The organism is Serratia sp. Ag1 (genome assembly GCF_000743355.1).
Classification (GTDB): domain Bacteria; phylum Pseudomonadota; class Gammaproteobacteria; order Enterobacterales; family Enterobacteriaceae; genus Chania.
This window is the reverse complement of sequence record NZ_JQEI01000002.1, coordinates 50,778-70,773: the sequence shown is the minus strand read 5'-3', so window position 1 is coordinate 70,773 and position 19,996 is coordinate 50,778. Positions and strand designations below refer to the sequence as shown.

The following is a 19,996-nucleotide window of genomic DNA, read 5'->3' as shown; positions in this document are numbered from 1 at the left end:
AGGACTGCACTGAGATATTCATGAACGGCAGACCAGTGAAATACACTGAGCTCAAAAATATTATTGATATCAGATGCAAAAAGCCTATCCATTAATTAGCCCTGCTTATTAACTCATTCGTTTTAACAGCATAGTCATTTGTGAAAATCTCTCTATGATTCAGTTATCCGCGATGACATGAGGAAAATATATTGAAAACCTTACTGAAAATACTCGCCGCCTGTATGTTGGTTGGCGGATTGGCTTCTCAATTTGCCTTTGCTGCCCCTACAAACCCCTTGGTAATCCTGTCTCAGGGAAGTTTTGCCGCAGGTGGTACTGTCGTTACGACACCAGGGCAGTTTGATGCGAAAAAACCGCTGGATCCGACAGGCCAGACCTATCATGGCGATCACGCCTCTGTGTTTTATCAAATCCCAGAGAACCCAAACAAATATCCGATTGTGATGTTGCACGGTGCTGGACAGTCCGCCAGAACATGGGAAAGCACACCGGACGGCCGCGAGGGTTTTCAGAACATCTTCTTACGCCGTGGTTTCTCGACCTATCTGGTTGATCAACCACGTCGGGGGAACGCTGGGCGCAGTATGGTGGAGGGAACCGTCAAACCGATTGCCGATGAGCAACTCTGGTTTAATCAGTTTCGTCTGGGGGTCTGGCCTGATTTCTTCGAGGGCGTACAGTTCTCCCACGATAAAGAGACATTAAACCAGTACTATCGTCAGATGACCCCCAACACCGGTCCCTTTGATATCAATGTGATTGCAGATGCCATGTCAGCCGTCGTGGGTAGATCCGGCCCGGCCATTCTGTTTACCCACTCTCAGGGGGGTGGCCCCGGCTGGTTTACGGCGATGAAGAACGCCAACGTAAAAGGGATAGTCGCGTTTGAACCTGGCAGCAGCTTTGTCTTTCCACAAGGCGAAGTCCCGCCGCCAATGAAGAACGCCTTTGATACCGTAAAAGGGGAATCGGTGCCCCTGGATCAGTTTATGGCACTGACTAAAATCCCTGTGCTGATTATCTACGGCGACAATATCCCGGATAAACCGACGGCCTTGCCTGCACAGGATAGCTGGCGCGCCCGGTTGGCTGTGGCGCGTCAATGGCGGGATGTAGTGAATAAATATGGCGGAGACGTGACGGTTATCCATCTGCCGGAAATCGGTATTAAAGGAAATACTCATTTCCCCTTCTCTGATTTGAATAACGTTGAAATCGCCGATCTGGTCTCAAAATTCCTGAAAGATAAAAATCTTCAGTGATAAATAAATAGTGGAGTCGTTGGTGACTCCACTATTGCTGATAGCGGAGCGCATTCCGCATCAATGTAAAAGCAGGCAAACCGCATGAATTTTTTCACACAATTAAACCGAAAAGAGACGCTCCAAACGGGAGGGAAATGCTCCGGAACCTAATGACTAAGCAAACACTTCACCCAGATGCTCGCGGAAGCGTGCAATATCACCCGCAATATCCGGTTGTTTAATTACATCATTACAGATAAAGGTCGGCAGGGCTTCCATTCCCAGGAACTGGTTGGCCTTGTGGAAGTGCAGGTAAACCCCGTCAACGCCCACACCTTCAAAGAACTGCTCCGGATCGGTAAAGGCTTGCAGCGGAGCGTTCCAGGTCAGGCTCAGCATATATTTCTTACCTTGAATCAGGCCGCCGGAACCGTATTTTTTCGCCGCATCGGCGCGAGTGCGGCCATCGCTGGCATACAGGCTGCCGTGGCCAGCGGTGAACACTTCATCGATGTATTTTTTCAGGATCCAAGGCTCGCCCATCCACCAGCCTGGCATCTGATAGATCACCGCATCGGCCCACAGGTATTTTTGGACTTCGGCTTCAATGTCGTAGCCATCATCAACCACGGTAACCTGTACATCGTGCTTGGCATCGCGCAGAAAACTTTCCGCTACGTCGCTCAGGGTTTGGTTCAGTTCGCCATTGGAATGGCCGAATTGTTTCTTGGCGTTAATAATCAGGATATTGCTCATCGCTACGCTGCCCTTGTTAGAATCGGTAAATAGCCGCCGCCGGAATGCCGCAGCCATATTGCTGAAACGGAGTGTAATCCTTTATGTGCAAGGGAAAAATGCGAACTGGCGCACAACAGTGTTGACTATGAGTCAAGAATGAAAGCCATTGATGGCAAGGTTTTGCATAGAATAGAGAAATTATTGAGGTCAACGCGCCATCTGTGACAGCCACCCTGCAGATGAGTTACTATCGCGACCAGAATCGACAACCCATAAATTGTGGGCGCTGTTTTTGTGAACGATAGCGGCGCCCCATTGTCAGGCATAGCCAAGCCACGGTCTGAGGATATTTGAGTAATGAGTGAACTGACTCATGACGGTGTTGAGCGTTTACCGCTACACACCTTCACTGAAAAAGCCTATCTGGACTACTCCATGTACGTCATCATGGATCGGGCGCTACCTTATATTGGCGATGGTTTAAAGCCGGTACAGCGCCGCATCATCTATGCGATGTCGGAACTGGGGCTGAACAACAGCGCTAAATTCAAAAAATCGGCCCGTACCGTGGGCGATGTGCTGGGTAAATACCATCCGCACGGCGACAGTGCCTGCTATGAAGCGATGGTGCTGATGGCGCAGCCATTCTCTTACCGCTACCCATTGGTAGACGGCCAAGGGAACTGGGGGGCACCGGACGACCCGAAATCTTTCGCAGCTATGCGTTATACCGAATCGCGCCTGTCGAAATACGCTGAAGTCTTGCTGGGTGAACTGGGCCAAGGCACGGTCAACTGGGTGCCGAACTTCGATGGCACCATGCAGGAACCGAAGATGTTACCGGCGCGTCTGCCGAATATCCTGCTCAATGGCACCACGGGTATTGCCGTCGGCATGGCGACCGACATCCCGCCACATAACGTGCGTGAAGTGGCCGCCGCCGCCGTGGCGCTGCTGGATAAACCAGAGGCCTCGCTTGAAGACCTGCTGGAACTCGTTCAGGGGCCGGACTTCCCGACGGAAGCTGAAATCATCACCCCGCGTGATGAAATCCGCAAAATTTACCAGAATGGCCGTGGTTCGGTGCGTATGCGCGCTATCTGGAAGAAAGAAGACGGTAGCGCGGTGATCACCGCACTGCCACACCAGGTTTCTGGTGCCAAGGTGCTGGAACAGATCGCCAGCCAGATGCGTGCCAAAAAGCTACCGATGGTGGAGGATTTGCGTGATGAGTCGGATCACGAGAACCCGACCCGCCTGGTGATCGTGCCGCGCTCCAACCGGATCGACCTGGATCAGGTGATGAACCACCTGTTTGCCACCACCGATCTGGAGCGTAGCTACCGCATCAACATGAACATGATCGGCCTGGATAACCGCCCACAGGTGAAAGGGCTGTTAGAGATCCTCACCGAATGGTTGGCTTTCCGCCGCGATACCGTGCGTCGTCGCCTCAACTACCGCCTGGAAAAAGTGCTGAAACGTCTGCACATTCTGGAAGGTTTGCTGGTGGCGTTCCTCAATATCGACGAAGTGATCCACATCATTCGCAGTGAAGATGAGCCAAAGCCGGTATTGATGCAGCGTTTTGGCATTTCTGATACCCAGGCTGAAGCGATTCTCGAACTGAAGCTGCGCCACTTGGCCAAGCTGGAAGAAGTGAAGATCCGTGGTGAACAGGACGAGTTGGCGAAAGAGCGCGATCACCTGCAAGCGCTGCTGGCGTCTGAACGCAAGCTGAACACGCTGATCAAGAAAGAGATTCAGGCTGATGCCCAGGCCTATGGTGACGATCGCCGTTCGCCGTTGACCGAGCGTGAAGAAGCCAAAGCGATGAGCGAGCATGATTTTGTGCCTTCTGAGCCGGTGACGATTGTCCTGTCTGAAATGGGCTGGGTGCGCAGTGCCAAGGGCCATGATATTGATCCTGCCGGGCTGAGCTACAAAGCCGGTGACAGCTTCCGGGCCGCCGCGCGTGGCAAGAGCAATCAACCGGTGGTGTTTATCGACTCCACCGGGCGCAGTTATGCACTCGATCCGCTGACGCTGCCGTCTGCTCGTGGGCAGGGTGAACCGCTGACCGGCAAATTGACGCCACCGCCGGGTGCGGTCATTGAACAGGTGTTGATGGCGGCTGATGAGCAGAAACTGCTGATGGCTTCCGATGCCGGTTACGGTTTTGTTTGTACCTTCAGCGATCTGGTGGCGCGCAACCGTGCGGGTAAAGTAATGATTACCCTGCCGGATAACGCTAAGGCACTGCCGCCACTCGAGATCCACGGTGCTGACGACATGCTGCTGTCGATTACCGCTGCAGGCCGTATGCTGATGTTCCCGGTAGCCGATCTGCCGCAGCTGTCGAAAGGTAAGGGCAACAAGATTGTCTCAATACCGTCGGCGCAGGCGGCTTCGGGCGAAGACAAACTGAGCTGGCTGTTTGTATTGCCGCCGCATACGTCGATTACTCTGCACGTTGGCAAACGCAAACTGACGCTAAGGCCGGAAGACCTGCAGAAGTTCCGCGCGGAGCGTGGCCGTAAAGGCACCTTGTTGCCGCGCGGCCTGCAACGCATCGATCGGGTTGAGCTGGATATGCCGGAGCGTGCGTTGCCGGGTGATAGCGAAGAATAAACCCGTATCAGGTAGCCATGCGGGCGTAACAGGTTGCGCCCGTTTTCTACCCCAAAAACCCCGAATTGTGGGGTTCCGCTGTATAAATGTATTGTGCCGTTCGTCTGCTGGCGGGAAAATAGCGAAAACAGCAAGGACGTAAAGTGCTGCGTCAGCAGTGTGCTAATGAGGTGGTCATGTTATTGATATTGCGTGTGATTATTGTCACGATATATTGCATTTTAGTCTGTATTTTTGGCTCGATCTACTGTCTGTTCAGCCCACGTAACCCCCGTCATGTGGCGACTTTTGGCCACCTGTTTGGCCGTCTGTCAAAGGTCTTTGGTATCAAGGTGGCGATGCGTAAACCCGCCGGAGCAGCCAATAACGGCAAATGTATCTATATTGCCAACCACCAGAATAACTACGACATGGTGACGGTTTCCAATGTTGTACAGCCGCGCACCGTGACGGTCGGCAAGAAAAGCCTGGTGTGGATCCCATTTTTCGGCCCGCTTTACTGGTTGACCGGTAACCTGCTGATCGATCGGGATAACCGTGCCAAGGCACACGGCACCATCGCTCAGGTGGTGGAGGCTTTTGCGGAAAAAGACATTTCCATCTGGATGTTCCCAGAAGGTACCCGCAGCCGTGGCCGTGGATTATTGCCATTCAAAACCGGTGCGTTCCACGCGGCGATCGCTGCCGGAGTACCGATCGTGCCAATTTGTGTTTCCAACACTAACGGCAAGATCAACTTGAATCGCTGGAATAACGGTCATGTGCTCATTGAGATGCTGGAGCCGGTCGATGTCAGTTCTTACGGTAAAGAGCAGGTGCGTGAACTGGCAGCCCATTGTCGCGATCTGATGAAAGCGAAAATTGAACAGCTGGATGCAGAAGTTGCCCAGTTAGAGGCCGCTCAGAAGTAAAGTCGTTCAGCAGGCTAATGCCCCGGTTAGCCGGGGTTTTTTCATACAGTTTGGTTTTCATGGAGAAGATATGTCACTCAGTCGACGTCAGTTTATTCAGGCATCGGGTTTGGCGCTGTGCGCTGGAGCCGTGCCGCTGAGGGCTGAGGCGAGCGGAAAGCAGACCCCGTTACCGATTCCCCCCCTGTTGGAATCGCGCCGTGGGCAGCCGTTGTTTTTAACCCTGCAACGCGCCCACTGGGCTTTTATGGATAACCGTAAAGCCTCGGTGTGGGGCATTAATGGCACCTATCTGGGGCCGACGGTGCGGGTATACAGCGGTGATGACGTCAAACTGATCTACAGCAACCGCCTGACTGAGCCGGTATCGATGACCATCAGCGGGCTGCAGGTGCCGGGGACGTTGATGGGCGGTGCGCCACGGATGATGGCGCCGAACGTTGATTGGTCACCAGTCATACCTATCCGCCAACCGGCGGCTACCTGCTGGTATCACGCCAACACCCCGAATCGGATGGCACCGCACGTATACAACGGTCTGGCCGGTCTATGGCTGGTTGAAGATGAGATCGGCAAAAATCTCCCGTTGCCAAACCATTATGGCGTCGATGATTTCCCGCTGATCATTCAGGACAAGCGTTTGGATAATTTCGGCACGCCTGAATACAACCCGCCAGCCCATGGGGGCTTTATGGGGGATACGCTGCTGGTGAATGGCGTGCAAAACCCTTATGTCGAAGTCTCTCGTGGCTGGGTGCGGCTGCGTTTGCTGAATGCTTCCAACTCCCGGCGCTATCAGTTGCAACTGAGCGATGGGCGCCCAATCAACGTGATTGCCAGCGATCAGGGGTTCCTGCCAGCGCCGGTAGCGGTGCAACAGCTTTCTTTGGCTCCGGGTGAGCGCCGCGAAGTGCTGATTGACATGTCGAAAGGTGACGAGGTGACCATTACGGCGGGTGACGCGGCGAGCCTGATGGATCGCCTGCGCGGTCTGTTCGAGCCTTCCAACCTGCTGGTCTCTACTCAGGTGCTGACTTTGAAACCTACTGGCCTGTTGCCGTTAGCCACTGATAGCCTGCCAACGCGCCTGTTGCCGGATCAGTTGTTGGACGGTAGCGCCAGCCGTTCCCGTGAGTTCACTCTGGGCGACAAGATGCCTGGAATTAATGGCACGATCTGGGATATGAACCGTATTGACGTGCAAACACAGCAGGGGGCTTGGGAGCGCTGGACGATCCGCGCCGACACTCCGCAGGCCTTCCACATTCAAGGTGTGCAGTTCCTGGTGAAACGTGTCAACGGAGCCTCGCCGATGGCAGAAGATCGCGGCTGGAAAGATACCGTCTGGGTGGATGGTGAGGTTGAGTTATTGGTGTATTTCAACCAGGTATCCTCGGAGCATTTCCCGTTCCTGTTCTATAGCCAAACGCTGGAGATGGCCGATCGCGGTTCTACCGGCCAGTTGGTGGCGCAGGGGGCATCTTAAGCCATTGGGGGCGTGCGTAGCATTTTCAGGAACGCGCGCACTACCGGTGTGGCACTTTCGGCATGATAGATCGCATACAGATCGGCTGAGGGTGCCGCCAGCAGCGGGCAAAAACGCACGCCGGGCCATGGAATGCGCCCGTAGCTGTCTGGTAGCAGCGTAATACCATATTCTTCAGCGACCAGCGCCATCAGCGTTTGCGGTTCATTGACCTGCTGGGCAATTTCTGGCGCAAAACCCTGTTGCAGACACAGATTGTGCAGATATAGCCCCAGACTGGCTTCGTGCGGCGGCAGCACGATGAATTTATCATGCTGCAATGCGTGCAGCGGGATCTCCGTGCCGTCCGCCAGTGGATGTGATACCGGCAGCACCACCGCAATTCTCTCCCGGGCCAACAGTTGGCAGGATAGCCCCGGCAGTGCCTGTTGCCTGGCTTCGCGCCAGACGCCAATATCAATATGCCGTTTTTGTAATGAAATGATCTGCTGGCTTGGCGTCTGTTCGTTCAACACCCACGTCACGTTGTTGGCTTGTGTAGTAAAACGTTTCAGCGCCGGGATCAGGCCACCCCACACCGACGTGCCCACCATACCAATCACCATATGCCCGGCTTCACCGCGCCCCAATTGCTGTACCTGATTCAGTGCATTACCCGCCTGATCCAGCAGCGTCTCGACATTATGAAACAGCGTACGGCCTGCCAACGTCAGCGTCATGGAACGGGTGGTGCGTTGGAACAGCTCCACGCCCAACTGACTTTCTAGCTCTTTGATATGTTTGCTGAGCGGCGGTTGGGAGATGTTCAGCCGCCGTGCCGCCTGCGTGAAATTCATCTCCTCGGCGACGACGCGGAAATAATGCAGCAGGCGGAAATTAATCCGACTTGGATCGGGCAGTGGCTGTTTCATTGGTTAGGCCTTCCGGTGTCGGTCATTTATAGGTAAATGGAATAAATCAGCAGGCAACAATGTATTAGTCGCTGCCCGCCATCGCTCTCTACTATGGGGAATACTCCACCCTTTCACAGAAGAGAATACTATGTTTAATCAAGATGATGCTTTTTCCTGTGCGGATATTCTGCGTACCCGAGTGCCGGGCTTTCAGCCACGCGCAGCTTTGATTCTGGGCTCCGGGCTGGGGGCGTTAGCCGAAGTGATGCAAGATACCGTCACCATTGACTATACCGAACTACCAGGCTTCCCGGTAAGCAGCGTGGTGGGGCACGCCGGGCAACTGGTGGCCGGTTGGCTGGAGGGCGTACCGGTACTGTGCATGAAAGGGCGTGGGCATTTCTATGAAGGGCGTGGCATGCAGGTAATGACCACGGCCATTCGTACCTTCAAACTGCTGGGCTGTGAGTTCCTGCTGGCGACCAATGCTGCGGGTTCATTGCGTAAGTCGGTGGCACCGGGCAGCCTGGTGGCGCTGACCGACCACATCAACTTTATGCCAGAATCACCGTTGGTGGGCAGCAATGACGAGCGCTTTGGCCCACGCTTCTTCAGCCTGGCCAATGCTTACGATCGTGACCTGCGCGCGCAGTTGGCGCAGGTGGCAGAAAAAGCCGGGATCCCGCTGGCTGAAGGGGTATTCGCTGCTTATACCGGCCCGAACTTCGAAACACCGGCTGAAATCCGCATGATGCAAACGCTGGGCTGCGATGTGGTGGGGATGTCGATCGTGCCGGAGGTGCTTTCTGCTCGCCATTGCGGCCTGAAGGTATTGGTAGTGTCGGCGATGACCAACTACGCCGAAGGGCTGTCGGATACTCCTCTCTCTCACGAACAGACGCTGAGTTGCGCGGCAATGGCGGCAGACGATTTTATGCGCCTGATCCGTGAGTTCTTCAAAACGCTGTAAGTATTATTTCCATCAGATACCCCGCGGCAAATCCTACTTTGCCGCGTAAATCATCGTTTAAATCAGAATAACAAGGTGATGGTAATGGCAATAAAAACCAGATTGAAAGTGATGATCTTCCTCCAGTTTTTTATCTGGGGCGCGTGGTTGGTCACTTTAGGCTCTTATATGATCAACACCTTGCATTTCAGCGGAGTGCAGGTAGGGATGGTTTACAGTTCGAAAGGCATTGCGGCGCTGATTATGCCGAGTTTGGCAGGCATCATTGCCGATCGCTGGATCAAGGCCAATTACCTCTACGGCCTGTGTCATTTACTTGGTGCGGTGGCACTGTACTGTGCGGCACAGGTCGATCAACCGATAGTGATGTTTTGGGTGATGCTGTTCAACGCCATGGTGTATATGCCCACTATCGCACTTTCCAACGCGATTTCTTACTTCTGCCTGGAAAAGCACGGTTGCGATACGGTGAAAGATTTCCCGCCGGTACGAGTCTATGGAACCGTGGGGTTTATTCTGGCGATGTGGTTGATCAGCTTTGGCAAAATTGAGCTGAGTAACATGCAACTTTACCTGGCTTCGGCAGTATCGCTGGTGTTGGCGGCGTATTCGCTGACTTTGCCTCATTGCCCGACCAGTAACGTGAAGCGTTCGCAAAGCTGGGTCAGTCTGCTGGGGTTGGATGCCTTTGTGTTGTTTAAACAAAAGCGTATGGCGATCTTCTTCCTGTTTGCCATGTTGCTGGGCGCAGCACTGCAAATCACCAACACTTTTGGTAACCCATTCCTGCACGATTTCTCGCTCAACCCGCTGTACCAGGACAGCTTTAGCGTGCGCTATCCTTCCGTGTTGCTTTCTCTGTCGCAAATCTCCGAGGTGTTTTTCATCCTCACGATCCCGTTCTTCCTGCGTAAATACGGTATCAAACAGGTGATGTTGATCAGCATGGCGGCCTGGACATTGCGTTTCCTGTTCCTGGCCTATGGCACCCCAGCCGGGTTCGGTTTTATCCTGCTGCTGTTGTCGATGATCGTTTATGGCTGTGCGTTTGATTTCTTCAATATTTCTGGCGCCATTTTCGTTGAGAAAGAAGCCGACCACCGCATTCGGGCCAGCGCACAAGGCTTGTTTATGAGCATGGTTAACGGTGCTGGTGCTTACGTTGGGGCGATCGCCAGTGGCAAGGTGGTGGACTTCTTTACCCAAGACGGGGTGAAAGACTGGCAAAGCATCTGGCTGGTGTTTGCGGGCTATACGCTGGTGCTGGGGATTGTCTTTGCGCTGACGTTCAACTACCAGCATCAGCCGGAGGAAGCTGCCGGAGAGATGCAAAAAGCACATTAAGTGGAGCTAGGGCCCGTAAGAACGCGGGCCCTGAAGGGATCAGGCAGGAAAGCGCTGTTGTAGTTGTTGCCAGTCAGGTGCGCCAGCGGCTCCGCGACTAGCGACCACGCAGGCCGCAACGCGGTTGGCGAGATCGACCGCCTGTGGCAGTGGCCAACCGGCAGAAAGCCCGGCCAGCAAGCCAGCGCAGTGGGCATCCCCCGCCCCGATGGTATCAACCACCTCAACCGGATAGATTGGAACATGCAGTGGTGGCTGCTGGCCATCGCAAATCCAGGCACCGTCACGATCCAACCGGCAGATCAGCGTAATGTTATGTGCGCTGGCGAAGCGTTGAGCGGCGCTGACTGTGTCGCCTTCACCGCATAAAAGTGCGACTTCGTCACGGTTCAGGGTCAACAGAGTATGGCTGTCGCTGAGCATGGCAAAGAATTCAGCACCCAGCTGGCCAATGCGTGGCCCGGGATCGATCAACCGCCACTGGTCGAACGGCAGGCGAGTCAGCCAGTCACGCAACGCTTCACCGGGTTCACCCACCAGTTCATAACCGTTGGCATAAACCACGGTTTCCGGCTCCAACGGCAGAGTGGCTAGCTGTGCTTTATTCCAGTGGGCCTCACAGCCGGTGATGGTGATAAACGTGCGTTCACCATTAGGTTCCACCAGTGCCAAACACCAGCCGTTATCCATCTGGCCGTGGCGCAGTAACACCGGCATATCCAGTTCCTGCATTGTGTTTTCAATGGTGGCACCCCAATCCCCATTGCCAACCGGCATACCGTTGATAACAGGGACATTCAGGCGGCGCAGCGCCCGCGCGACGTTAAAGGCACAACCACCAATTTGCCGATCCTGCGGCACGGCTTCAACATCCTCACCGCTGCTGGGCAAGCGTGGCAGCGTGAGCACCACATCACCCACCGCTCCCCCGACCACCAGAACCGGTTTTACGGCCAGGAATTCGCTCATCGGCGTGCTCCGCACTTGGCCAGATACAGGCTATAACCCACCAGGCTGACCAGGAAAGAAACGAACAGCCCGAGGCTGGAGTCGGCAAACAGGCCTTTGGCCAGTGGGCCATCAATGAAGCCGGTTTTGGTCACCATCAGCCCACAGAAAGCGCCAAGGAACCAGCAGAGCAGCGGGACTTTACGCACACCGCGATTCTGCCCATTCAGGCCATACAGTGCGTTGGCATCGTAACCATGATGGCGGCGCAGTTTGGCGTAATCGAGGATAAAAATTGCCGCCCACGCTGCCAGAAACACGCCACAGAACACCAGGAACGAGATAAATGGCCCCAGGAAGTCTTCAGAAACAAATAACACATAGATGGCAATGCCGAGCACCAGCACCGCATCGATAGAGACTGCCAGCGATTGCTTCACCTTTACACCCAGCGTCAGCAAGTTCAGGCTGGCAGAGTAAAGGCTGAGCACGGCGATGGTGACGATCCCGGCGGTAGCGGCCAGCAGATAGGGGATAGCCATCCATTTCGGCAGCACTGAGCCAATCAGCGCGATAGGGTTGGCAGAACTGGCCAGATCCGGCAGTTGAACCGAAAGCAGGATCCCGGTGAACATCAGTAGCATCAGCGGCAGGCAAGCGCCCCCCATGACGGCAGCAAAAATGCTTTTATCGGAAGACTGTGGGCTTTGATAGCGGCTGTAATCCGCCCCGGCGATGGCCCAACTGATACCGGTACCGGCAGCGATCACTGAAACCGCAGGCAGGAAGCCGGTCAACCAACTGCCGGAAGGCAATGACAGCACCTTGCCCCATTCGGTGGTGAAAACAATATACAGCACCACAATCAAGGTCATGGTACCGAAAATCCGGCTGAACCAGCTCTGCATCCAGACCACGGTGTTCTGGCCGAGCAGGCTGACGACGATGGTCAGGCCGCCAAACAGCAACAGGCTGATGGCGGTCAGGGTATGGCTGGCACCGATACCTGCGGCCTGGAACAGGGCCGCCAGCGTCAGCGTACCGGTAATCACGTTCACGGCTTCCCAGCCCATCAGGTTAATCCAACTGAAGGTGGTGGGAGCCATATTGCCTTTCAGACCAAAAATCACCCGCGATAAGGTCAGGGTAGAGGTACGGCCACGCTTGCCAGCAAAGCTGGTGTAACCCACCAAGATAAAGCTGGCGACGCCAGCCAGAGCGGCCAGGATCGACTGAATGAACGATAGGCCAAAGGCAACAATGATTGCCCCATACACTACGCCAAGAATGCCGATGTTGGCGGCTGACCATACCCAGAACAGCTCGATGGGTTTACCGGTCTGCTCAGCATCAGGCACGCGGTCAATCCCCGTACTTTCTACTTTCCATGTCTCATTGCGGTTGATTTCACTCATATTATGATTTATCCCGAGTTGCGCAGCCGGGTGAGAGCCGCTGCGTAAGGCTGAAAATCAATCTGATTGGCACGGTTTATGGTGTCAATCCATTCCGTTGGGAAGGCGTCAATTCCGTGCAGTGCCCCGCAAATTGCCGTTGCCATGGCACCGATGGTATCGGTATCACCCCCCAGATTGGCAGCCAGCACCGCGCAACGCTGCGGATCGGTTCCAGCCAATTCAACCAACGCCAGCGACATCGGGATAGACTCGATATTATCCATCCCGGCGCCGATGGTATGGTAAAGCTCTGATAGCGCCTCTGTATCCGGCAGTGTGCTGGCTTTAGCCGCACACTCCAATGCCCAAACCAGACGGCGGCTGAGCGATGGGCTGAAAGTCGTGATCTGTTGCTGTTGTACCTGTTCGACTCGTTCGGGCAATTCCTGTTTGATGGTGGCCCAGTCTGCACCCTCAATCGCCCGGCTAACTGCCCAGGCGATGGCGAAAGCGCCCGCTACGGCGATGTCTGCTTTATGGGTTGGGCTGCATGATAGCCGCACCGCATCGATAAATTTGGCCAGATCGGTGCTTGGCATCAGGCATCCGATGGGGGCAATCCGCATTGCCGCGCCGTTGGTGACACCGTTGGCACTGATCTCCATGAGCGGCGTACCGGCACGTACTGCCAGCAGCGCGGTTTTGGAGGTCGGGCCAAGAATGTTTTTATCAAAAGCGCGCACTCGTTCCGCCCACAACATAATGTGGTGGGCGATGAGCTCCGGTTCAACGCGGCCATCGGTGGCCAGTAAAGCATCCATCAGTGCGACAGCCTGCTGAGTATCGTCGGTATATTCTCCGGCGATAAACTCATTGGCTGCTATGTTCTCTTTTGGACCTGGTAGAAATTGGCTGATCCAACCAAAATAATCACGAACCTGCTGCAAGGGCCACAGTTCAGACGGCATACCCATTGCATCACCTACGGCCTGCCCATACAGTGCTCCGAGAATGGCTTGGTAGGTGTCTTTCTTATTTGTCATTTAATTATGTAATTCCCTGGTGTTGGTACACATTGATGTTAGACATCAATGTGATAACCTTATCGCGTAAATAAATCCAATTAAAGTCCAATAAATAAAAAATGTGATACCAATCCGACTCCAATTGTAAACTCCAGCCGGGTTGTTATCTTGAATGCGACAATATGATAAAAATAGGGTTTAGTGAGGCGTGAGATAGCGGAGGTCAATCCCATGGGTGATTTTATTATCTGGTTGCGCCAACATTTTTTGCAGGCTGCGGCGGCACCGCGTTATATCCAATTAGCCACCACGATTGAAACCGCGATTAAGCAACATGTGCTGGCGGTCGGGGATTTTCTACCGCCGGAGCGCCTGATCGCAGAATCGTTGGATGTCTCCCGCGTGACCGTCAGTAACGCGATGAAATTGCTGGACGAAAAAGCGCTGATCTCACGCCAGCAAGGCATCGGCACGCGCGTGGCTATGCATATCGGTTATTCACTCAATCAAGATCACGGCTTTACCGCCCAGGTGTTGCGCAATGGCGGCAGCGTTAGCAACCAATGGCTGTTGCGTACCCGTATGGTGGCTCCTGCCGATGTTGCCAAAGCGCTGGAATTGGCAAGCCATAGCGAGGTAGTTAAACTGCGCCGCCTGCGTTTGGTGGACGGCAACCCGGTATCGCTGGAAACCACCTATATCCCGCCGCATTTTCTACCCGATCCGGAAGTGCTTGAGCATTCACTCTATGCGCTGTGGCAATCGCGTGGCATTGTGCCAGAAGGGCGGCATTTCCGCCTGAAGGCCGTTGCCAGCACCGACGATATCGCCGAGTTGCTCAACGTGCAGAGCGGTATGCCACTGTTGCGGATTGTGCAGACCAGCCGCAATGCTCAGGGGGAAGTGCTGGAGTTCAGTGAAACCCTGTGCCGCAGTGATGTGTACGAGTTTGAGGTCAATAGTTGATCAAACTGTGAAATTACCATGCTCTTTTGGTTACGAGTGCGTATAATCGCCGCCCGGCGATAAATTAACCTGCACAAGAGTATCCGTGATGAGCACCACCAGCCTGATCCAACCCGAACGTGAACTGTTCTCCTATAAGCCTTATTGGGCTGAATGTTTTGGCCCTGCGCCGTTTTTACCGATGTCGCGAGAAGAAATGGACCAACTGGGTTGGGACAGTTGTGATGTGATCATCATCAGTGGTGATGCTTATGTCGATCACCCCAGTTTTGGCATGGCGATCATTGGCCGCATGCTGGAAGCGCAGGGATTCCGTGTGGGGATCATTGCTCAGCCGGACTGGAGCAATAAAGACGATTTTATGCGTTTGGGCAAACCGAACCTGTTCTTCGGGATTACCGCAGGCAACATGGATTCGATGATCAACCGCTACACCGCCGATCGCAAACTGCGCCATGATGATGCTTATACGGCAGGTAACGAAGGGGGCAAACGCCCGGATCGTGCCACGCTGGTGTACAGCCAGCGCTGTAAAGAAGCTTATAAAGATGTGCCGATCGTGTTGGGTGGGATTGAAGCCAGCCTGCGACGTATCGCACACTACGATTACTGGTCAGACACCGTGCGCCGCTCGGTGCTGGTGGATTCCAAAGCCGATATTCTGATTTACGGCAACGGTGAGCGCCCGCTGGTGGAACTGGCGCACCGTTTGGCGGCGGGTGAGAATATTCAGGATATTCACGATATCCGCAACACCGCCGTGATGCGCAAGCAGCCGCTGCCGGGCTGGAGTGGGGTGGATTCCACTCGCCTGGATAAACCGGGCCGCATTGAGCCAATCCCCAATCCTTACGGTGAAGATTTGCCCTGTGCCGACGGCAGCGTGCCAGCAGAACCGGAGGCCAAGCCGGTTACCGTGCGTGCCGCTAAGCCCAAACCCTGGGAAAAAACCTACGTGCTGCTGCCTTCCTTTGAAAAGGTGAAGGGGGATAAAGTGCTGTACGCCCACGCTTCGCGTATTCTGCACCACGAAACCAACCCTGGCTGCGCCCGCGCCTTGATGCAAAAGCATGGCGATCGCTATGTGTGGATCAACCCACCAGCGATCCCACTCACCACGCCGGAAATGGACAGCGTTTTTGCCCTGCCTTACCAGCGTGTACCGCATCCGGCGTATGGCGAAGCGCGGATCCCAGCTTATGACATGATCCGTTTCTCGGTGAACATTATGCGCGGTTGCTACGGCGGTTGTTCATTCTGCTCGATCACCGAGCATGAAGGGCGCATCATCCAGAGCCGTTCTGAAGATTCCATCGTGCGTGAAATCGAAGAGATCCGCGATAAAGTACCGGGCTTTACCGGGGTGATTTCCGATCTCGGCGGCCCGACCGCTAACATGTATATGTTGCGCTGTACCAATCCGCGTGCGGAGCAGACCTGCCGCCGGGCGTCGTGCGTCTATCCAGAAATCTGTACCTATATGGATACCAACCACGAGCCGACCATCAAGCTCTATCGCCGTGCCCGTGAATTAACCGGCATCAAAAAGATCCTGATTGCCTCTGGTGTGCGTTACGATCTGGCCGTGGAAGATCCACGCTATATCAAGGAATTGGCTACCCATCACGTAGGTGGCTACCTGAAGATCGCACCGGAACATACCGAAGAAGGGCCATTGTCGAAGATGATGAAGCCGGGTATGGGCAGTTACGATCGTTTCAAACAACTGTTCGATCAGTATTCCAAACAGGCAGGTAAAGAGCAGTATCTGATCCCTTATTTCATCTCTGCACATCCAGGCACCAGCGATGAGGATATGGTGAATATGGCGCTGTGGCTGAAGAAAAACCGTTTCCGCCTCGATCAGGTGCAGAACTTCTATCCTTCACCGATGGCTAACTCCACGACCATGTATTACAGCGGCAAAAACCCGTTGGGCAAAGTAGGGTATAAGAGCGAAGACGTCTATATCCCGCGTGGTGACCGCCAACGCCGCCTGCATAAGGCGCTGCTGCGTTATCACGATTCTGCCAACTGGCCGATGATTCGTAGCGCGTTGGAAGAAATGGGCCTGAAACACCTGATCGGTAGCCGCCGTGAATGCCTGGTGCCAGCCCCAACGCTGGATGAACAGCGCGAAGCCAGACGCCTGCAGCGTAATACACGCCCGGCGTTGACCAAGCATACTGATATCACCCGCCAGCGCACGCCATCAAACAAACCGCCGATGCGTAAACCCACGCGTAGCGGCAAGGCGTAAGATTCAAAAGGGGGTTGCTGTCCAACCCCCTTATGTTTCTGGATATCGCGGAAAAATTACCTCGTAAAACTCGTCGCCAGCGTCCTGATTGGTGTCTGAAATCATGCTTTATCCCTTATAGGGGATAAAGCATGGATTATCCTTTAGTGAGGATAAGATGCGTTCATTCCTACAGCATATTCTGATGGCTTGCCTTGGAATCTCACGGGATTAGCTACTGCTCTGTTACAAACTTTTATACGCAGCTTCTACCTTGGCCATATAGCGTGGAGCCTGCGGTGAAGGGTGGTGCTGGCGCACATGCCAGTGAAAAGCCTCTGGGGACAGAGTGTTAATGATGCTGACGGCTTTCTGGCGATCGCTGGAGAAAGTACGCAGCAGGGCGCCCGCGCCGTTGACGTAGGCCACTTCGGTGGCATAGCGCAAGGTGACCGGATTATCGATGCCGCCGAGCTGACGCTGCAGCGAGGCCAGATAGGCGGTGCCAAGATCGATATTGATTTGCGGATCGCGCAGATCATCGTCATCCGGGCAGCCGCGTTTGCCTTTGTAACGGTAAGCATCACAACCTGCGGTGCTGGCCTTGAGCTGCATCAGGCCGATGGCGTTGGATTGGCTTACTGCACCGGGGTTGAAGCCCGATTCCACTTGAATCATTGCGGTAATAAGCTTCTCGTCGACACCGTATTGAGCTGCCGCTTCTTCAATCGCATTTTGGTAGGAATAGGGTTGGTAGCCGCCGCTGGGTTTCTTGCCAGCACAGCCTGCCAGAAGCAGCGCCAAGCCAATCATCATCAAGGCTAAGAATGGGTGTTTCATGGTGCTCCGTGCGATTGTGGGCCATGTGACATGGCCCTGAGGTTGAGATTACATTGATTCTGGATCCGGCCCCAGGCGGTTGCCGATATCCAGTGTGGCGATCTCGCTAAGCTCGTCTTTATCCAGCTTGAAATCAAATACCTCAAAGTTCTCGCGAATACGTGCGGGAGTGATCGATTTCGGGATCACTACCAGACCGTTGTCCAGATGCCAACGCACCACAATCTGCGCCGGAGTCTTGCCGTACTTCTCTGCCAATTTTTTGATAATAGGCTGATCGAAGACACCTTCACCGCCCTGGGCCAATGGGCTCCAGGATTCTGTGGCAATGTGGTGCGTAGCATTCCAGGCGTGCAGTTGCCGCTGTTGCAGCATCGGGTGCAATTCGATCTGGTTGATGACCGGTGCGGTATTGGTTTCATCCAACAGACGTTGCAGGTGTGGTACGTGGAAGTTACATACCCCAATGCTTTTTGCCAGCCCCTGTTCGCGCAGTTTGATCAAACCACGCCAAGCCTCGACATACTGATCCTGGGTTGGTTTCGGCCAGTGGATCAGATACAGATCGACATAATCCAGTTTCAGTTTCTCCAGGCTGGTTTCCAACGCTGCTTGCGGATTGCCCTGATCGTCGTTCCACAGCTTGGTGGTGATAAACAGTTCGCGGCGCGGGATTGTGCTGGATTGCAGCGCGTGGCCGACGCCTTCCTCGTTTTTGTAGATTGCCGCAGTATCAATAGAGCGGTAACCCACTTCCAGCGCTTTGGTGACCGCATGGCTGGCTTCTGCAATACTTGCTTGCCAAACGCCGAGGCCCAACTGCGGCATCAGGTTGCCATCGTGGAGTTTGATAATGGGTTGCATGCGTTGTCTCCTTAAAGAACAGCTTTCAAGACAGGATGTATTTTAGCTCTCAACGTCAAGCTTTGTTGAACTTGGTGACAAAGTTGTCTTTATGCCCGGCTATCTGACTTTGTCAGCAGTTTGAATCATGTGCCTTGTTGAAAGCCAGGTGAAACACAAAACTGTGCCTGGCGCTCGGCCAGGCACAGAGAGGAGCTAGAAACTAAAGCCTAGCAGGAAACGGTGATAGTGTTTTTAGCGTGCAGCCTGATAAATCCGTTGGCTGACTTCCAGCGTGATGTCCTGGTGCTCGCCCAGCGCGGTCATACCGTGCTGATGCAGTTTGTCGATCAGTGCTGGGATCGAGCTGCCATCAAGTTGGTAATCAGACAGTCGGGTCGGTACGCCCATTTGTTCAAAGAACCGGCGGGTGGCAGCGATGGCGGCGTCGATACGGCTCTCTTCTGACCCGTCACGCAGCCCCCAGACGCGCTCGGCGTATTGCAGCAGTTTGGCGCGTTTCTGCGCCTTCTTTTCTACCAGCAGCGCAGGCAGCACGATAGCCAGGGTTTGTGCGTGATCCAGGCCATGCATGGCGGTCAGTTCGTGGCCGAGCATATGGGTTGCCCAATCCTGTGGCACACCGGCACCGATCAGGCCATTCAGCGCCATGGTGGCGCTCCACATCACATTGGCACGCACCGCGTAGTTCTCTGGTTCTGCCAGCGCGCGTGGGCCATCTTCCAGCAGCGTCAGCAGCAGGCCTTCGGCGAAACGATCCTGCACTTTGGCATCGACCGGGTAAGTCAGATACTGCTCAAGGGTATGCACAAAGGCATCCACCACGCCGTTGGCGATCTGGCGCGGTGGCAGCGAATAGGTCACTACCGGATCCAGCACGGCGAATAGCGGCTGCACATGTGGTGAGAAAAAGTGTTGCTTATCACCGCTGCTCTGGCGGGTGATCACGGCACCGCTGTTAGATTCAGAACCGGTGGCGGGCAGAGTCAGCACACAGCCCATTGGCACCGCGCTGGTGACTTCGCTACCGACCGTTTTCAGGATATGCCAGGGATCGCGATCGGCGGCGTAATGGGCTGCTGCGGCAATAAATTTAGTGCCATCCACCACCGAACCGCCGCCTACGGCCAGCAGGAAGTCGATGTTTTGCGCACGGACTATCTCCACCGCTTTCATCAGCGTTTCGTAGGTTGGGTTTGGTTCAATGCCAGAGAACTCTTGCACGTTGCGGCCCGCCAAGGCGGCATAAACCTGATCCAGCACGCCATTCTTCTTCACGCTGCCACCGCCATAGGTGAGCAGGATGCGGGCCTCTGCCGGGATCTGTTTAGCCAATTCGGCGATCTGGTTTTTACCGAACAGGATTTTGGTTGGAGTGTGGAGAATAAAGTTTTGCATGGTCTATTTCTCTCAGGTATCAGGAACGCGCCAGCGGCGCAAACAGTAACTGGGGCTTATTGTCAGCAAGTTAGCGCTGTCAGACAATGCACATTCCTA

General features: G+C 54.5%; 16 protein-coding genes. 8 read left to right on the top strand and 8 right to left on the bottom strand.

Annotation, left to right across the window (positions count from 1 at the left end; all coding sequences use genetic code 11):
• Nucleotides 1-191 precede the first annotated feature (191 nt).
• The gene (locus IV04_RS00675; protein ID WP_037401580.1) at nt 192-1,265 is read left to right on the top strand and encodes an alpha/beta fold hydrolase; all 1,074 of its coding nucleotides are present in this window, start codon (nt 192-194) and stop codon (nt 1,263-1,265) included.
• Nucleotides 1,266-1,421: 156 nt separating this feature from the next.
• Here the strand turns inward: IV04_RS00675 and IV04_RS00670 are convergent, their stop codons facing one another.
• Nucleotides 1,422-2,003 (bottom strand): NAD(P)H-dependent oxidoreductase, encoded by a 582-nt coding sequence (locus IV04_RS00670; protein WP_037401711.1) that lies wholly within the window; start codon nt 2,001-2,003, stop codon nt 1,422-1,424.
• A 339-nt stretch (nt 2,004-2,342) separates the two neighbouring features.
• Here IV04_RS00670 and parC point away from each other — a divergent pair, with 339 nt between their 5' ends.
• From parC to ftsP, 3 genes are all read left to right on the top strand, one after another.
• Entirely contained in the window at nt 2,343-4,616 is a 2,274-nt protein-coding gene (gene parC, locus IV04_RS00665) for a DNA topoisomerase IV subunit A (protein ID WP_037401583.1), read from the top strand.
• A gap of 176 nt (nt 4,617-4,792) precedes the next feature.
• Entirely contained in the window at nt 4,793-5,527 is a 735-nt protein-coding gene (locus IV04_RS00660) for a 1-acylglycerol-3-phosphate O-acyltransferase (protein ID WP_037401586.1), read from the top strand.
• 70 nt (nt 5,528-5,597) lie between these two features.
• Nucleotides 5,598-7,013: a cell division protein FtsP gene (gene ftsP / locus IV04_RS00655; protein ID WP_037401588.1), complete on the top strand. Its 1,416-nt coding sequence runs from the start codon at nt 5,598-5,600 to the stop codon at nt 7,011-7,013.
• On the opposite strand, the gene IV04_RS00650 is transcribed toward ftsP, so the two are convergent.
• Nucleotides 7,010-7,924, bottom strand: a complete 915-nt coding sequence (locus IV04_RS00650; protein ID WP_037401590.1) for a LysR family transcriptional regulator — start codon at nt 7,922-7,924, stop codon at nt 7,010-7,012. The genes ftsP and IV04_RS00650 overlap by 4 nt on opposite strands.
• Before the next feature lie 130 nt (nt 7,925-8,054).
• Here IV04_RS00650 and xapA point away from each other — a divergent pair, with 130 nt between their 5' ends.
• Both xapA and IV04_RS00640 read left to right on the top strand, forming a co-directional pair.
• Nucleotides 8,055-8,876, top strand: coding sequence for a xanthosine phosphorylase (gene xapA, locus IV04_RS00645; protein ID WP_037401592.1), 822 nt, complete (start codon nt 8,055-8,057; stop codon nt 8,874-8,876).
• Nucleotides 8,877-8,960: 84 nt separating this feature from the next.
• Entirely contained in the window at nt 8,961-10,220 is a 1,260-nt protein-coding gene (locus IV04_RS00640) for a nucleoside permease (RefSeq protein WP_037401595.1), read from the top strand.
• Nucleotides 10,221-10,259: 39 nt separating this feature from the next.
• On the opposite strand, the gene IV04_RS00635 is transcribed toward IV04_RS00640, so the two are convergent.
• From IV04_RS00635 to IV04_RS00625, 3 genes are read right to left on the bottom strand one after another with little or no spacing between them, the layout of a single operon-like run.
• Nucleotides 10,260-11,189: a PfkB family carbohydrate kinase gene (locus tag IV04_RS00635; protein ID WP_037401597.1), complete on the bottom strand. Its 930-nt coding sequence runs from the start codon at nt 11,187-11,189 to the stop codon at nt 10,260-10,262.
• Nucleotides 11,186-12,583 carry a cytosine permease gene (locus IV04_RS00630; RefSeq protein WP_037401600.1) on the bottom strand — a complete coding sequence of 466 codons (1,398 nt, stop codon included), beginning with the start codon at nt 12,581-12,583 and terminating at the stop codon, nt 11,186-11,188. Before IV04_RS00630 ends, IV04_RS00635 begins: the two co-directional genes overlap by 4 nt.
• Nucleotides 12,584-12,591: 8 nt before the next feature.
• Complete coding sequence (locus IV04_RS00625; protein ID WP_037401603.1) at nt 12,592-13,608, bottom strand: ADP-ribosylglycohydrolase family protein; 1,017 nt, start codon at nt 13,606-13,608, stop codon at nt 12,592-12,594.
• Between the two features lie 213 nt (nt 13,609-13,821).
• Between IV04_RS00625 and IV04_RS00620 the strand changes: the two genes are divergently transcribed.
• The gene (locus IV04_RS00620) at nt 13,822-14,556 is read left to right on the top strand and encodes a GntR family transcriptional regulator (protein ID WP_037401606.1); all 735 of its coding nucleotides are present in this window, start codon (nt 13,822-13,824) and stop codon (nt 14,554-14,556) included.
• Between the two features lie 88 nt (nt 14,557-14,644).
• Entirely contained in the window at nt 14,645-16,816 is a 2,172-nt protein-coding gene (locus tag IV04_RS00615; protein ID WP_037401609.1) for a YgiQ family radical SAM protein, read from the top strand.
• A 225-nt stretch (nt 16,817-17,041) separates the two neighbouring features.
• On the opposite strand, the gene IV04_RS00610 is transcribed toward IV04_RS00615, so the two are convergent.
• The 3 genes from IV04_RS00610 to yqhD form a co-directional block, all read right to left on the bottom strand.
• Nucleotides 17,042-17,635 (bottom strand): transglycosylase SLT domain-containing protein, encoded by a 594-nt coding sequence (locus tag IV04_RS00610; RefSeq protein WP_037401612.1) that lies wholly within the window; start codon nt 17,633-17,635, stop codon nt 17,042-17,044.
• Nucleotides 17,636-17,683: 48 nt separating this feature from the next.
• Nucleotides 17,684-18,499 carry a 2,5-didehydrogluconate reductase DkgA gene (gene dkgA / locus IV04_RS00605; RefSeq protein ID WP_037401615.1) on the bottom strand — a complete coding sequence of 272 codons (816 nt, stop codon included), beginning with the start codon at nt 18,497-18,499 and terminating at the stop codon, nt 17,684-17,686.
• 234 nt (nt 18,500-18,733) lie between these two features.
• A complete protein-coding gene (gene yqhD, locus IV04_RS00600; protein ID WP_037401618.1) occupies nt 18,734-19,897 on the bottom strand; it encodes an alcohol dehydrogenase in 1,164 nt (387 codons plus the stop codon).
• Nucleotides 19,898-19,996: the final 99 nt, after the last annotated feature.